This is a genomic window from Shewanella sp. SW1 (assembly GCF_025653545.1).
GTDB lineage: Bacteria > Pseudomonadota > Gammaproteobacteria > Enterobacterales > Shewanellaceae > Shewanella > Shewanella oncorhynchi.
Map to the genome: position 1 here is coordinate 110,172 of NZ_JAKKSG010000005.1, position 15,743 is coordinate 125,914.

10 protein-coding genes are annotated in these 15,743 nt (G+C 45.7%); 6 read left to right on the forward strand and 4 right to left on the reverse strand.

Annotation, left to right across the window (positions count from 1 at the left end; translation table 11 throughout):
- Positions 1 to 139 precede the first annotated feature (139 nt).
- Together pntB and L5M71_RS06190 are read right to left on the reverse strand one after the other, a co-directional pair.
- Entirely contained in the window at positions 140 to 1,624 is a 1,485-nt protein-coding gene (pntB, locus tag L5M71_RS06185; RefSeq protein WP_105251576.1) for a Re/Si-specific NAD(P)(+) transhydrogenase subunit beta, read from the reverse strand.
- A gap of 11 nt (positions 1,625 to 1,635) precedes the next feature.
- Positions 1,636 to 3,162: a Re/Si-specific NAD(P)(+) transhydrogenase subunit alpha gene (locus tag L5M71_RS06190; protein ID WP_263207216.1), complete on the reverse strand. Its 1,527-nt coding sequence runs from the start codon at positions 3,160 to 3,162 to the stop codon at positions 1,636 to 1,638.
- A 419-nt stretch (positions 3,163 to 3,581) separates the two neighbouring features.
- Here L5M71_RS06190 and L5M71_RS06195 point away from each other — a divergent pair, with 419 nt between their 5' ends.
- From L5M71_RS06195 to L5M71_RS06215, 5 genes are all read left to right on the forward strand, one after another.
- Positions 3,582 to 5,381 (forward strand): assimilatory sulfite reductase (NADPH) flavoprotein subunit, encoded by a 1,800-nt coding sequence (locus L5M71_RS06195; RefSeq protein WP_263207218.1) that lies wholly within the window; start codon positions 3,582 to 3,584, stop codon positions 5,379 to 5,381.
- A 99-nt stretch (positions 5,382 to 5,480) separates the two neighbouring features.
- Positions 5,481 to 7,178, forward strand: a complete 1,698-nt coding sequence (cysI, locus tag L5M71_RS06200; protein ID WP_263207220.1) for an assimilatory sulfite reductase (NADPH) hemoprotein subunit — start codon at positions 5,481 to 5,483, stop codon at positions 7,176 to 7,178.
- Positions 7,171 to 7,953: a phosphoadenylyl-sulfate reductase gene (locus L5M71_RS06205; RefSeq protein WP_263207222.1), complete on the forward strand. Its 783-nt coding sequence runs from the start codon at positions 7,171 to 7,173 to the stop codon at positions 7,951 to 7,953. The genes cysI and L5M71_RS06205 overlap by 8 nt, the downstream gene beginning before the upstream one ends.
- A 752-nt stretch (positions 7,954 to 8,705) precedes the next feature.
- Positions 8,706 to 9,491 carry a monofunctional biosynthetic peptidoglycan transglycosylase gene (gene mtgA, locus L5M71_RS06210; RefSeq protein WP_263207224.1) on the forward strand — a complete coding sequence of 262 codons (786 nt, stop codon included), beginning with the start codon at positions 8,706 to 8,708 and terminating at the stop codon, positions 9,489 to 9,491.
- Between the two features lie 402 nt (positions 9,492 to 9,893).
- Positions 9,894 to 11,630 (forward strand): hypothetical protein, encoded by a 1,737-nt coding sequence (locus tag L5M71_RS06215; RefSeq protein WP_263207226.1) that lies wholly within the window; start codon positions 9,894 to 9,896, stop codon positions 11,628 to 11,630.
- 61 nt (positions 11,631 to 11,691) lie between these two features.
- Here L5M71_RS06215 and L5M71_RS06220 read toward each other — a convergent pair whose 3' ends face one another.
- Both L5M71_RS06220 and L5M71_RS06225 read right to left on the reverse strand, forming a co-directional pair.
- Entirely contained in the window at positions 11,692 to 13,248 is a 1,557-nt protein-coding gene (locus L5M71_RS06220; protein WP_263207228.1) for a S41 family peptidase, read from the reverse strand.
- 233 nt (positions 13,249 to 13,481) lie between these two features.
- Positions 13,482 to 14,366: a phospholipase A gene (locus L5M71_RS06225; RefSeq protein ID WP_113939007.1), complete on the reverse strand. Its 885-nt coding sequence runs from the start codon at positions 14,364 to 14,366 to the stop codon at positions 13,482 to 13,484.
- Positions 14,367 to 14,808: 442 nt separating this feature from the next.
- Between L5M71_RS06225 and cobA the strand changes: the two genes are divergently transcribed.
- Positions 14,809 to 15,654 carry a uroporphyrinogen-III C-methyltransferase gene (gene cobA, locus L5M71_RS06230; protein WP_263207230.1) on the forward strand — a complete coding sequence of 282 codons (846 nt, stop codon included), beginning with the start codon at positions 14,809 to 14,811 and terminating at the stop codon, positions 15,652 to 15,654.
- Positions 15,655 to 15,743: the final 89 nt, after the last annotated feature.

Consider the following 15,743-nt stretch of genomic DNA (forward strand, 5'->3'; position numbering starts at 1 on the left):
CTCGCATCATATTGGCGCAGAGACTAGCTTAATAGGCTTAAAAAAATGTGAAAAGAAAGGGAGCCATTGGCTCCCTTCATTTCTTTAGAATAGTGTTTATCGCCTAAACGATTTCTACTCTGTTGATATTAAATCAAACTCAAAGTGCCTTTAAAATGGCTTCAACACTGGCCTTAGCATCCCCAAACAGCATTTGGGTATTTTCTTTGAAGAACAGTGGGTTTTGCACGCCGGCATAACCTGTGTTCATCGAACGTTTAAAGCCAATCACGTTTTGTGCTTTCCACACTTCCAGCACTGGCATACCTGCGATTGGACTGCCTGGATCTTCCATTGCCGCGGGGTTAACCGTGTCGTTGGCGCCGATAACGAGCACGACATCTGTGTCTTTAAAGTCTTCGTTGATTTCGTCCATTTCGAGCACGATATCGTAGGGGACTTTCGCTTCAGCGAGCAGTACGTTCATATGGCCTGGTAATCGACCAGCAACTGGATGGATACCAAAACGCACTTTCACGCCGCGATCACGTAGTTTTTGAGTGATTTCCGCAACAGGATATTGCGCCTGCGCCACTGCCATACCGTAACCCGGAGTGATGATGACTGAAGTGGCATTTTTCAGCATATCCGCCACATCTTCGGCGTTGGTTTCACGGTATTCACCCATTTCTTCATCGGCAGTTGAGGCCACACCATCTGTGCCAAAGCCGCCAGCGATAACTGAAATAAATGAGCGATTCATGGCCTTACACATGATGTAAGACAGAATAGCACCCGATGAACCCACTAACGCGCCGACCACAATCAAGAGGTCGTTCGACAACATAAAGCCTGCCGCTGCCGCTGCCCAACCTGAGTAGGAGTTCAGCATAGACACAACCACTGGCATATCCGCGCCGCCAATGGATGCCACTAAATGCCAGCCAAAGGCGAAGGCAATCAAGGTCATCAACAGCAGTGCTGGCATAGTGCCGCCTGTCTGTACGAAGTATACCAACAGGGCGAAAGACACTAGCACTGCGACTAGGTTTAGCTTGTGGCGATGTGGCAGCATCAGAGGTTTAGATGAAATCAGTCCGCGTAACTTACAAAAGGCAACGATAGAACCCGTAAAGGTCACCGCACCGATGAAGATCCCGAGGAAGACTTCGACCAAGTGAATGTTAAGCATAGCGCCAGTGAGATGCTCTTTGCTGGCGGTCTTCACCGCTTCACTTAGCGCATCCTGTACTGCGGCGAGGGTCGTATTGATATCACCACCGACAGCCACCACGACTTGTGATACTTCCTGTGGATGTAAGTCGATAAAGCTGTTGAAACCCACTAATACTGCGGCCATACCCACAAAGCTGTGCAATATAGCAACCAGTTCTGGCATTTCAGTCATTTCGACTTTTAGTGCTAAACGGATACCAATCGCGCCGCCAATCACCATAGCGATTAAGATCCACGCAATTCCGTTAGTATCGGGGTTGAAAATGGTAGCCAGTAGGGCGATTGCCATACCTAAGATACCGAATAAATTGCCGTGTTTTGCCGTCTCTTGCTTCGACAGTCCCGCGAGACTGAAGATGAAGAGAATGGCGGCAATAATGTAAGCTGCTGTTACCAGTCCTTGAGACACGTTAAACCCCCTTAATCCTTACGGAACATCTTCAGCATGCGCTGAGTGACGGTAAAGCCACCGAAGATGTTAATACTGGCGATCAGCACGGCGATAAACGCCAGTACAGTGACCAAAGTTGAACCCTGACCGATTTGCAGTAGGGCGCCGACCACGATAATGCCCGAAATCGCGTTAGTGACTGACATTAAAGGCGTATGCAGTGAGTGAGATACGTTCCATACCACGTAATAGCCAACAACGCAGGACAGCAAGAATACTGTGAAATGCGACAGGAACTCTGGTGGTGCTACCGATGCCACGGCAGCAAATCCTGCAACGCCTAAGGCGGCGAGCACGTATTTGAGCTTAGATGGCGCCTTTGGGGGGGTATTTTTAGGCTCGATTTTCGCCGCTGGTTTTGCTGGCGCCGCAGAAACCGAAATCGGTGGCGGCGGGAAGGTCACTTCACCTTCTTTAATCACTGTCATATTGCGCATGACTACATCATCAAAGTTGATGCTGGCTGTGCCGTCTTTTTCTTTACACATTAACTTCATCAGGTTGACTAAGTTAGTGCCGTAAAGCTGTGAGGATTGCGCCGGTAGACGACCGGGAAGGTCGGTATAACCAATCACTTTTACGCCGTTAGGAGTAACAAACAGCTCACCCGATTGCGTATATTCGCAGTTACCACCCGTCGCAGCGGCTAAATCGACGATCACTGAGCCGCTCTTCATGCTATCGACCATTGCTTTGGTGATTAGCTTAGGCGCTGGACGACCAGGGATTAGCGCTGTGGTGATGATGATATCGACTTCTTTGGCTTGTTCGGCAAACAGCGCCATTTCGGCGGCAATAAATTCATCCGACATGGTTTTAGCATAACCGTCCGATGAACCACCTTCCTCGTTACCAAAATCCAGTTTAAGGAATTGGCCGCCCATAGATTCGATTTGCTCGGCCACTTCTAAGCGGGTATCGAAGGCGCGCACTATGGCGCCAAGCGATCCAGCTGTACCAATGGCGGCAAGGCCAGCTACACCAGCACCAATGACTAACACTTTGGCGGGCGGCACTTTACCGGCAGCGGTAATTTGGCCAGTAAAGAAACGGCCAAATTGATGTGCGGCTTCAACAACGGCGCGATATCCACCAATGTTTGCCATAGAGGAGAGGGCATCAAGTGACTGGGCACGGGAGATGCGTGGCACCATGTCCATTGCCATCACGTTGATCTTACGTTTAGATAACTTCGCAACCAGCTCAGGGTTTTGTGCGGGCCAAATAAAGCTGACGATAGTCGCCCCGTCTTTGATTTGTTCAATTTCGGCGTCGCTTGGCGCATTGACCTTAAAGATCAGATCGGCTTGCCAAACGTTTGTTGTCACCTTCGCGCCCGCAGCTTCAAAGGCTGCATCATCGAAACTTGACAGTTGACCCGCATTGGCCTCAATAACAACTTCAAAGCCGAGTTTTTTAAGCTGCTCAACGGTGGCTGGGGTCGCGGCGACCCTAGTTTCACCGGCGAGACTTTCTCTCGGTATTCCAATCTGCATGACTACTCCCTGATGGTTTATATAATCGTTCCGCCTGCTGTTCTTCCTTCATCGTACTCAACTGCAAAATCTGTCGTCACCAGCGTTTATTCGGCGGGTGATTCGAGTCAGTTAGGGCATTCAATCTAGGATGGACACTTTTTGTTTTTAAAACAAACTATTCTGTGGGCAACAGAAATTATTGTTCGACAGGCTCATGACCATTGTGGCAATACTTTAGCTTGGCACAAGTGCATATTTCTCAAGCAGGCCGTTTCTGCACTGGTCGGATCAAAAACTTTTAACCAGTGCACACTTTTGTAGCTTAAATTTTGCACTTTGTATATTCCAAAATGGAATTAAAAATCCTATTTTATTCTTTTTTGCTTTTCTTAAACCGCGATAAGCTTGTGGACATTACACTGTCATAGGGCCGTCTCATGTTGTTAAAAGAACTTTCATCGCTGGCTTCGCCATTGTCTCAAGGACAAGTCGAGAAGCTAAAACAACTCACTTCTGAGTTAAGTGCTGTGCAATTGGCCTGGGTGAGTGGCTATCTTGCTGCTACAGCTAATGCGGGCCAATTAGCGCCCGTCGCGCAGGCGCAAACGGCTCAAACTGTGACTATCCTCTATGGCAGCCAAACGGGTAATGGCCGTGGTGTCGCCAAAGCGCTCGCCGATAAGGCGCAAGCGCAAGGTTATGCGGTTAATCTGGCTTCAATGGGCGAATACAATGTTCGCCAATTAAAGCAAGAAGCTGTGCTTTTATTGGTGGTCAGCACCCATGGTGAAGGTGAAGCGCCGGATGATGCGATTGAATTACACAAGTTTTTAGCATCGAAACGTGCCCCTAAGTTAGACAATCTACATTACTCTGTGCTTGCGCTGGGGGATTCTAGCTATGAATTTTTCTGCCAAACTGGTAAAGACTTCGATGCCCGCCTAGCTGCACTCGGTGCTAAATCACTGTTACCTTTAATTGAATGTGATGTGGATTATGAAGCTGCCGCGGGCCAGTGGCACGCCGATGTATTAGAGACCGTTAAGCCGCTAATTGAAACCTCGTCCGCCAGTGTGGTATCCATCGGCACTGCTAAAGCGATTGGCGAAAGTGAATTTACTAAGCAAAACCCCTATAGCGCCGAAGTGCTTGTGAGCCAGAAAATTACCGGCCGTGGATCAGACCGAGATGTGCGCCATGTTGAAATCGACTTAGGCGACTCAGGGTTAACCTATCAAGCGGGTGATGCCCTTGGTGTGTGGTTTAGTAATAACGAAGTGTTAGTCGATGAAGTCTTAGCAGGCCTGTCATTGGTCGCCGATGAGTTAGTAACCCTAGGCACAGAATCCTTGTCCCTTAAGCAAGCTTTGGTTGATAAGAAAGAACTGACTCAGTTATACCCTGGATTAGTCAAAGCATGGGCCGAATTGAGCGGCAGCGCTGAACTGCTGGCATTGAGCGAAGATAAAGAACAAGTGCGCCACTTTATCCTTAAGCATCAATTTGCCGATTTAGTCACTCAGTATCCATTATCAAATAACTCAGTAACCTTAAATGCAGCAAAACTGCTTGAGCTACTGCGGCCATTAACGCCAAGACTTTACTCTATCGCCTCAAGTCAAAGCGAAGTTGAAACAGAAGTCCACTTAACTGTGGCCTTAGTGGAAGATGAGCGCCACGGCTCAGCACGTTTTGGCGGCGCGTCACACTTCTTAGCGTCTGCGCAGGAAGGCACGCAAGTTAAGGTTTATGTTGAGTCGAACAAGCATTTCCGTTTACCCGAAAATCCAGAAACACCGGTGATCATGGTGGGTCCTGGTACCGGTGTTGCGCCCTTCCGTGCCTTTATGCAGGAGCGCGTAGCACAAGGGATCCAAGGTGATAGCTGGTTATTCTTCGGTAATCCTCACTTTGAGCAGGATTTCTTGTATCAAACAGAGTGGCAACAGTATTTGAAAAATGGCGATCTCAGCCGTATCGACGTGGCGTTCTCACGCGATCAAGCCCATAAGATTTATGTGCAGCACCGCATTAAAGAACAAGGCCAAGCACTGTGGCAATGGTTGCAAAATGGCGCGCATCTTTATATTTGCGGTGATGCTGAGCGTATGGCCAAAGATGTTCACCAAGCCTTGATTGAGGTGGCAGTCGAAGTCGGTGGTTTGAATACCGAAGCTGCCGAAGCCTATTTTGAAACCCTGCGCAGCGATAAACGTTACCAAAAAGACGTGTATTAATCTCAACCGTTGCGCAGATAAGAAACGCATAAGAATAGCTAAAGCTGCACACGTGATGACCTGTGCAGCCAGCGAACCCAATTTTAAGAGGCAGTTGCCATGAGTGAGCAAAAGTTAGCGTTAAACGAATACCTAAAGACCGACAGTGATTACCTGCGCGGGACCATCAAAGAAGGTTTAGATTCTTCCGTGACTGGCAGTTTCAGTGACGGCGATCAGCAGCTGATCAAATTTCATGGCTTCTATCAGCAGGATGACCGCGATTTACGTAACGAACGTAAAGAGCAAAAACTCGAACCTTTATATAGTTTTATGTTGCGCGCCCGTGTACCTGGCGGTATTTGTTCTCCACAGCAATGGTTAGGCGTGGACAAAATTGCCTCGACGCTCACCAGCTCGAACAGCATTCGTTTGACGACCCGTCAAACCTTCCAATACCACGGTATTCCTAAGCGTAACTTGAAGACCATTATTCAAGACTTAGATCGCGAAGCGCTGGATTCGATTGCTGCCTGTGGTGACGTTAACCGAAACGTCATGTGTAACCCCAATCCGGTGGAATCGAAACTGCACGAGCAAGCTTATGCAGTGGCGAAACAACTGTCTGATCATCTATTACCCCACACTCGCGCCTACGCCGAAATTTGGTTAGATGAAGAAAAGTTACTCTCAACCGAAGATGAAACCGTTGAACCTGTGTATGGCAAAACCTATCTGCCACGTAAGTTCAAAATGGCGGTTGCGGTTCCTCCCGATAACGATGTTGACGTTTACACTAACGATTTAGGCTTTATTGCTGTTGCCGAAAACGGCGAGCTAGTTGGCTTTAACTTAACCGCGGGCGGCGGCATGGGCTCGACCCATGGCGAAGTAGAAACCTTTCCACGCCTAGCGGACGACTTTGGTTTTATCAAAACTGAAGACGTGATGAAGTTTGCCGAAGCTGTGATGACTGTGCAACGTGACTGGGGCAATCGCTCTAATCGTAAGCGCTCGCGCCTTAAATACACTATCGTTGACCACGGCTATGAGAAATTTAAAGCCGAAGTTGAAGTACGTGCTGGGGTGAAGTTTGAACCTAAGCGTGAGGTCGTGATCGGTGATCGCGGCGATCGTTATGGTTGGGTCGAAGGCGTTGACGGTAAGTGGCATTTAACCTTATTTATCGAAAGCGGTCGTATTAAAGATTTACCAGGCCAAACCCTGCAAACGGGGCTGCGTGAAATTGCTAAGATCCACAAGGGCGATTTCCGCATGACCTCGAATCAAAACATGATCATCGCAGGCGTCGCAGCGGAAGATAAAGCTACCATTGAAGGTTTAGCCCGTAAACATGGTCTGCTGGGCCAAGTGTTGACGCAAACCCGCGGTCACTCGATTGCCTGTGTGGCGTTGCCGACATGCCCATTAGCGATGGCGGAAGCCGAGCGTTATTTCCCTGAGTTTATCGATCATATCGATGCGCTGCAGGCAAAACACGGCATTAGCGAGCAAGCGATTGTGGTGCGGATGACGGGTTGTCCAAATGGTTGTGCCCGCCCATTTGCCGCTGAAATTGGCCTTGTGGGTAAAGCGCCGGGCCGTTATAACTTGTACTTAGGTGCAAGTTTTGAAGGGACTCGCCTGAACAAGATGCACAGAGAAAATATCCAAGAGGCGGACATTCTCGCCGAATTGGATGCCCTGTTTGGCCGCTACGCCGTAGAGCGTGATGCAGGCGAAACCTTTGGTAACTTCACCGTCCGCGTGGGTGTAGTGAAGGCGGTGATCGATGCCGCTAAGGATTTTCATGGCTGATCTTGAGCAAAAAACCAGTGATAAAGTGCCGACTGTGGTCAGCGCTGCCGAACTCAAGGAATTATTGAGTGCGCCAAAGGCTGAGCAAGCGATAGAGCTTGAGCGTATCAATCAGTTTTTAGCTGGACTGAGCGCGCAAGAGCGAGTGCTATGGGGCTTAACTTATTTGCCCGGTAATCACGCGCTGTCCTCAAGCTTTGGGATCCAAGCCGCAGTGATGCTGCATATGGTGAGTCAGGCACAGGCGAATATTCCGGTTATCCTCACGGATACGGGTTATTTATTCCCTGAGACTTATCAGTTTATCGACGAGCTGACAGAGCGTTTATCACTGAATTTAAAAGTGTACCAAGCAGTGATGACATCGGCATGGCAAGAGGCACGCTTTGGTCAGTTGTGGGAGCAAGGGTTAGACGGGCTAGAGCAATACAACCGCCTCAACAAAGTTGAGCCTATGCAACGCGCTTTAGCCGAGCTTGAGGTAGGCACTTGGTTTGCAGGGCTGAGACGTAGCCAAGCCAGTACCCGTGAGGCGTTGCCGATACTGGCGATTCATGGCACGCGCTTTAAGTTACTGCCGATTATCGAGTGGTCGAATAAAGATGTGCACCTCTATCTGACTCAATTTGACTTGCCGTACCATCCACTTTGGGACCAAGGATATGTTTCTGTGGGAGATACCCATTCGAGTAAACCACTCGAATTAGGCATGACAGAGGAAGAAACTCGCTTTAATGGCCTACAACGTGAGTGTGGTTTGCACTACGATATCTAGTCATTTTATTGATTTTAAATATTAAACGCCTCAACTTAGTTTGGGGCGTTTTTTTATCATTTTAAGATAAGTGGGATTGAATTTAATACTCTGGATTGCCGAGGAAGCTAAGTGATGTCATTTAAGCGTCATTTAACTAAGATAGATTGATATTCATAGAGTTAGTTTGCATTCATTTTTAAATGCTAAAAATGTTGTACATTTTTACTCACAGAGTTATGCACATTGGTTAAGCCTGCGCTATATTTTGAAGTTCCCGTAGATGGTTTTGAAGCGTTTTACTGCGTTAATTGACATGATTCATGTCTTTTATGAGGTTAAGTTGTTGTATATCGGTATTTATGGGCTGGGTTTGCTGTGTATCGATATGGCTTAATTGGATGCAGTGAAAGCGTTAAAAACCTGACTCGCACCTGCGAGTATCAAGCAGTTTGATTGACTTGCTAGCTCTCGTTAATCAGCCATCATTACCTCGGTCAGCTGTCGTCAAAGCTGCCGAGGTCAAGTTAAGTCGACCCCAGTCAATCTCCAATAGTGATTTGTTCTTGTTATGGTTATTTCTCAACCTATCTTTGATTATCGAGTAAGATATCCTTGGTGTTTCCTTTATTCTCGTAGCATGATCAGCTTGCAACTCGCGTAAAGCTTTAGAATATTTTCTGTAAGCCTAGGTTGCCCCAAAGAATCCTTGCAATGGCTTGACTGGATAGATGAGAAACAAGAAATGAGAGTGTGTGGATGAGATGGTATAAATGACGGCCCCTTTATATGCGATGCGAGATCATGTCAGGCGTCCAAGTGTTAATAAGTCGAGTGACCCAGCACCTCAGAGACGAAAGCGTGGTTTTCGTCGTTTATTGTCTTGGTTATTTAAGGGATTAGTTTGGGCATTTATTTGCTCAATTTTATTAGTGATCCTACTACGATTCGTCGATCCTCCTATGTGGACTTGGCGTATCGAGCGTGCCTTATTTCCACCTGCACCTATCGGTGAGATCAGGCATCAATGGCGCGATTTAGCGCAAATTTCTCCCGAATTACAATTGGCTGTGATTGCAGCGGAAGATCAACGTTTTGTTGAGCATACTGGATTCGATTTAGCCGCGATAAGTTCGGCACTGAAATACAATCAAAAAGGCACCAAAGTCCGTGGGGCAAGTACCTTAAGTCAGCAGGCGGCGAAAAACCTTTTTATGTGGTCGAGTCGCAGTTTCTTTCGTAAGGGATTGGAAGCTTGGTTTACGTTATTGATGGAGTTGACTTGGGGTAAGTCGCGTATTCTTGAAGTGTATTTAAATATTGTAGAATTTGGTCCAGGCATTTATGGCGCCGAAGCGGCATCAAAGCATTATTTTGGAAAGTCAGCGGCAAAACTTACCCAATACGAGGCCTCATTACTCGCAGCCATTTTACCCAATCCTTGGCGCTATAAGGTGTCTCCACCGTCATCGTATGTGCAGCAGCGCTCAGCTTGGATCCGTAAGCAAATGCGTCAGCTAGGTGACGTCACGCTTAAAAAAGTCCACGAAGCACGATGACGCTTTGGTGAGGTAGTTTGAGTGAGATGAGCTTAATTTGTCATTGAGTTCTTTGCTTAATCGTCGATGACTTTGAGATGTTTTATTACCGAATTGAAATAAGATTGGAGTTATGTTTAATAAACGTTAATTCTAATGCGTTTTTAATGCTGCGAACTCCTATCCTGTTCGCTTCTGTGTCGGTTTAATGTTAAATTATCGGGAAAATTTTATACCTTAGTTTCGCTTAGCCTAAGCATTTTAAACTGGGTTTGTATTGCGTAGGGCTGAGTCGTTGCGTTTTCTGATTTTGCATTATCTGCGTAAGGGATATGTAAGAGCGGATAAATATTTAAATACCTAAGGTGAGTTCTTTAGGTATTGTTTTCATAAAATTGAATGTCATTAAATGGAGTTTCTTAAATGAAAAAGATTGTGATTGCCGCGGCAATTATTGCAGCAGGTGCTGGTGGTTATTGGTATATGCAGAATGGCGCGGGTTCTAGTGCCTCTGCTAATCCTTTGCTCGACTATGTGCCTGCCGATACGCCGATATTTTCGGGCCAGTTAAAACCCTTCCCGTTAAAAGCGTATTTACAGTCTATTTCTGGAAATTATCAGCAATATCCAAGTAACACGCTTGATGAACTCGGTGTGCAGGATAGCCCTATGGGCAAGTTCTTCGTTAGCATTTATCAGCAGTATATGGATGGGATGAAAGATCCTGCCTTACTGTTAAAAACCTTCGGTTTCCCCGATGAAGTTAAACCTTATATTTATACTTTAGGTGCTTTGCCAGTATTAAAGATTGATGTTAATCAGGCTGAAGCATTTTGGGCTGTATTAGATAAAGCCGAAAAAGACAGTGGTGTAACCCACGAAATGCGTAAAGTGGGCGATGTTGATTATCGCGCTTATGCACTATCGGATGAAAGCTCAGCAGAGAAAGCTGAACTGTTATTTGCCCAGAAAGATGGCATATTAACGATGACTTTCAGCACCTCTATTACCGAGCCTGAGTTATTAGAAATGGCATTTGGTATTAAGAAGGCGCCGCAGTCATTAGCCGCTTCTGGCATATTAGAAGATATTATTAAGACCCATGGTTTTAAAGATGACAGCATTAGCTTTATTAACCATGTGGAAATTGTAAAGGCATTGACCTCTGCAGATAGCAATATGCTAGCTAAGCAACTGACTCAATTTTTTGCTGATGAAAGTGAGGGTGAAGATCCATTAGCTCAAATCAGAACACCAGAATGTCGTACCGAACTGACTGCAATTGCCGCTAACTGGCCGCGTACCGTTGCTGGTTTAACGGCGTTTTCTGTGACTGAAAAAGAAAGCCATATGGCGGCTTCATTTGTTGTCGAAACGAAGAATCAACCTATTCTTGCGGCAATGCAAAAGATGCGTGGTTTTATTCCATCGCATCTGGCGGATATCGACAGCACTATCTTCTCCATGGGAATAGGTCTAGATATCAATGAAATTACCCCTTCATTAACGGCTATTTGGGATGATCTGCAAAAGCCACAACTGACCTGTGCACCATTGGCAGAGTTGCAGGCTGAGTTGAGCCAACAGAGCCCTGCTATGCTAGGCATGTTTACTGGCATGGCTAACGGTGTGAAAGGCATGAGCGTTTCATTGCTCGATTTTAAAATGAGCACACAAGATCAAGAGCCTAAGTTAGAAAGCTTAGATGCTTTAGTCAGCCTTAGCGTCGAAAACCCATCCATGTTGTTCAATATGGTCAAACCTTTCGCCCCTATGCTGGCTGAAGTGCAATTAGCCGATAACGGTGATGCTACTGATTTATCTCCAATATTGATGTTGCCTCCAGAGTTAGGTGTTAAGCCAATGCTGGCGATTAAAGGTCAACATTTAGTGGTGTATAGCGGTGATAAAGGCTTAGCTTTAGCCAACAAATTAGCAGGCGAGAAACTGTCAGCGAATGGCATGTACAGCTTATCTGCTGATTACGGCAAGATGTTTACGCCAGTGCTTACACTGTTAGAAATGAGCGGTGAGCCGATCCCTGAAGAAATGCAAATGCTTAAAGATTACAACATGCGAGTTCAAATGAGCTTTGATGTGAATAAGCAAGGCTTGGTCATAGGTTCAGTCGCCAATTCTAAAGCGACTGAAAAGAAGTAATGCGTTAGTAAACTCATATTTGTTTGAAATGAGCCAGCAGATTGCTGGCTCTTTTTTTGGCTTAATTTAGCTTAGCTTGAGCCAACTTAGTGTGCTGTGCTGGCAGAACAAGTTGCGCTTTGGGCTTGGCGGAGCGCATTAAACTAACGAGCCCTTGCCATTGAATATCACTGTTCTGAGGGAGCAAAATATCCGGTTCAGTCCCGATACCGGACAGGAGTCTCCCCTGTGCATCATAGGTTAACGAACTGCTGAATCTTATGTTTAATCCACTGTTTGGCAGTTTGAAATGATACTGACGTGCAAAGTCGCCTGAGGTTTTTTCACCAATCAAATTTGCCCTAGACCAAGATTTAGTACGATAGGCAATCCACTCGCATTCTTGGCGACAATGGGGACTCACGAGTAGCGCTAAGCGATTTCGCCCTTCAGGAGCCACCGCAGGCTTAGTGCGAACATACCAAGGGCTGAATTTCTCTTTATCGACAGAGGGTAAGTTACGGGTGAGAGATTTGAGCCTAGGAGGACTGTACTCTAACGCATCCAGAGGCATAAAATTGAGCGGCTGTAGATAATCATTTCTCAGCTCTGGTGAGCGGCGATAGTGCGCAAATCCCATCACGTTAGGTGTTAAAGTGTTATTTAAATCCGCATCTTGATATCGCGACAGCATAGTCAATAATTTCGGACTAAAGCCACTGGTATCACGTAAATCAATGATTAGTAAGGGATGTGTCATGCCTTTGAGCAGTTCTTGCTGTTGTTCTTTATCTAATTCAAAGGCGTAGAGATCGCTGATCTTAAGTTTGACCGTCGTATTGTTGACCGTCTCTAATTGATTTGGCATGTCTTGAAATTCGGTGCGCTCAAATTGAGATAATTGGTTAATAAATTCGAGCACATTAATATCTTGAGTCTCGTCTTTTTCACTGATAGTTGCTAATTGAACTTGCGGTTTATGGCTTTGCAGGGCGAGAGTCACCTGCTGGCTTTGCAGATCATCATTAATTAGCGTAATGACCACATAGGGCTTTATGCTGAGTCCTAAGTCTTCGCGCAGTAGGTTAAGTTTTTTCAGCCAAGGTAACTGCATTTCTTGACTCTGTTTTGCCGGCTCAGGTAAGTAGGCTTGGCTGGCCGCTACCCATTTGCTCATAGGTAAACCATCAATATGAGTGATAAAGGGGAAGTCGTTGTTGACTGGATTATTACCGTTATCCAAGGCTAACCATTGGTCGTTGACTGGCCTTAGCGTTAACGGGAGATCGACGCTTTGATCATCGAAGTTATGCACTTGAGCGCCTGGATCTTTGAGGGTATTGAGTAATTTAGTGACTTCAGCAGCAAAGCGATCATTGGGAGTAATATCTTGATACTGTTCAACAATAAGGCTAGCCATAAATTTAAGCTGCGGGTTGGCTTTGTCGGCCGCTAAGGCATAAAACGCTGAGTGTTGCTCGATTTGATCCAATAAGGCATAGAGATCTTGGCGTACCTCTTGTGCATTCAGCACTGGTGCAGTGCTATCTTTTGGCACAGCGAAAAACGCGAGCTTAAGTAAGCTCGCGAAAATAATGACACTGAGTAGCATGACTATGCTGCGGTAGCTAAAACTCATATTCCTCCATGATGTTAAGGCGCTGCTTCAGGGCACAAAAAGGTGTGCGACTATCGGCTTAAATGCCATTCGGATCAATGTAAATCGTCCCGCTGAGCCATAAACTCAGGTCCATCTGAGCAATTTAGCAGCAGGTTTGGTAGATTAGCAGCAAATTATGGTCGATTTTTGTACTTAGTCACTTTATATACCCAAACAATCTTAAATAGCGGGATCAAGTGGGTATATCTTTCTTAAAGAATATCGTTGAGTGAAATTCCGATACCAATACGTTGATTGTGATAGTTGTAATCGATTAGGCTTTCGCCATAACCATTAAAGTATTGAGTATAAAAGCGTAAGTTGCCGACGATAGGATGACTCCAAGTCAGTTCTGCTGAGCCTCTGTCGATATCTTCTAGATTCGTTTTAACGGTTAAAGTGAATCTATGTTCATCGATACCATAAACGCCAATAAACTCTGCTTTACCTATATAGTCATCAATATTAGGGTTATCGTCGCCGCTGGCTTTATATGGATCTGTCTTTTCATCTTCAGGAATACGCCACCACACTTTGGTGGAGAAGGCGAGTGGGCCTGCATCAAAAATCATAGTGGCATAGAGGCGATTCCAACTGCGGGAAAGTGGCCCTGCTTTACCATTCGATTGATGTACGGCACCAAACCCCCAAAAGGAATTGGTCACACTGCCAATTTTCCAATCGTTATTAAACAGCATAAAGACTTCAGGCTCGTGATTGGTTTCCCTAAAAGGCGATGAAGTGTCTTTGTTATAAACCTGCCAATAGGATTGATTGGTGTAAGCAAAAAATAAATGGCCATTATCACCAAACACATTGTACCAAATAGGAAATTTAAAACTGATTTGGAACTTAGCCTCAAACTCATCTAAAGAATAGGGGTTGAGTATTGCATCTTCGGTGAAAGGTGCCATGTTGGGATCTGGGCTGTAGGTGACTGGTAAAAGGTAATTCACTTTATGTGGCGTAATCACAAAAGGTAGATCCGCCGTGGCAAGTTCATCTTTTACTCTTCCTTTGACTAATGATTCTTCGGCATTTATGTCCGTACAGGCTAATAGCCCTGCCAATGCAATACCTGAGTAAAGTGGTTTCATCTGCCCTCCTTGATGTGTTTATTTATTTGTCAGTCGTACTCAACAAAGATAGTTATTTCCAGCTTAACATTAGAAAGTGAATTTATGGTTATGGAAAAATCCTGTGTCACTTAATGACAAATCTTGTAGTCAGCCATTTTTAGTCCCATAGAGACATGTTTAGGTAGAATTTTTGGCAATAACATAGTGCCAAAATCATGCACTTAGCGGACAGAAATTATTTTGATGCAATTCGCTTAATCTTATTAAGTCATTTTTATTTCAATAGGTTAACCTGGATTTAGGGCATTTTTGATTTTGAAACCCAAGGTTTTCCCCACTTTAAGTGAGTGGTCACTCATTCTTTTATATCTAAATGATATAAAAACTAATAATTATCTATTTATTATGGAATATAAGACGCGCTATATTTCTACAGACTAAAGTGATCTTGGGGATTCTGATGGAAATTTTCTCTTTACCTGGCCAAGCGGCCAAAAGCAAAGTCTGGCTGGTGGGTGCCGGTCCCGGCGACGTTGAGTTATTGACGTTAAAGGCATGGCGCATCCTTAAAACCGCTGATGCAGTGCTATACGACGCTTTAGTCAGCCAAGATATCCTCGATCTTATTCCCAAAGACGCTGAGAAGATTGCCGTAGGTAAACGTGCGGGCAAGCATAGCGCCGCACAGGACGAGATTAATCAGTTACTCGTCACTAAAGCCTACACCCGTAAAAATGTGGTGCGCCTTAAAGGTGGCGATCCTTTTATTTTCGGCCGCGGGGGCGAAGAGTTACAAACTTTAGTCGAAGCTGGGGTTGAGTTTGAAGTCGTTCCCGGCATTACCGCTGCCAGTGGCACGTCAGCCTATGCGGGAATTCCCCTAACCCACAGAGACCATGCCCAAGGCGTCACTTTTATCACTGGTCATTGTCAGTTAGAGAGTCGCCCTATGGATTGGCAAGGTTATGCTAATCCTAACAATACCTTAGTCGTGTATATGGGGATTCTGAACGCAGGCATTATTCGCCAAGGTTTAGTCGATGCGGGCCGAAGCCCTGAAACACCCGTGGCGATAGTGTCAAAGGCAACCACCAAAGAGCAACGTCGTTTTATCGGCCGTTTAGGTGAGCTTGAACAGCTTGCCGCCGATCCAGAATTACAAATGCCAGCTTTGATGATCATAGGTGAAGTCGTCACGCTGAGTGACACCTTGCATTGGTTCAAACCTGAAGCGATTGAATCGACTCAGGTCAGCGATGAACAGACTCAATCGGTTAGAGTCTCGGCCGTCGCGTCGATAAGCTAAGCCGCAAACAGTTAAAGCTATTAAGCAGTTAAACAAATTAAGCTAATCCATGCTGTGGTAACACGGCGAATTTAAGGTAACGGAGAATA

Excerpts from the sequence above, each read along its gene's own strand:
- L5M71_RS06205 (WP_263207222.1), top strand. The coding sequence starts at position 7,171 with ATGGCTGATCTTGAGCAAAAAACCAGTGATAAAGTGCCGACTGTGGTC.
- L5M71_RS06190 (WP_263207216.1), bottom strand. The coding sequence starts at position 3,162 with ATGCAGATTGGAATACCGAGAGAAAGTCTCGCCGGTGAAACTAGGGTC.
- L5M71_RS06215 (WP_263207226.1), top strand. The coding sequence starts at position 9,894 with ATGAAAAAGATTGTGATTGCCGCGGCAATTATTGCAGCAGGTGCTGGT.
- L5M71_RS06195 (WP_263207218.1), top strand. The coding sequence starts at position 3,582 with ATGTTGTTAAAAGAACTTTCATCGCTGGCTTCGCCATTGTCTCAAGGA.
- cysI (WP_263207220.1), top strand. The coding sequence starts at position 5,481 with ATGAGTGAGCAAAAGTTAGCGTTAAACGAATACCTAAAGACCGACAGT.
- cobA (WP_263207230.1), top strand. The coding sequence starts at position 14,809 with ATGGAAATTTTCTCTTTACCTGGCCAAGCGGCCAAAAGCAAAGTCTGG.
- mtgA (WP_263207224.1), top strand. The coding sequence starts at position 8,706 with ATGACGGCCCCTTTATATGCGATGCGAGATCATGTCAGGCGTCCAAGT.
- L5M71_RS06220 (WP_263207228.1), bottom strand. The coding sequence starts at position 13,248 with ATGAGTTTTAGCTACCGCAGCATAGTCATGCTACTCAGTGTCATTATT.
- L5M71_RS06225 (WP_113939007.1), bottom strand. The coding sequence starts at position 14,366 with ATGAAACCACTTTACTCAGGTATTGCATTGGCAGGGCTATTAGCCTGT.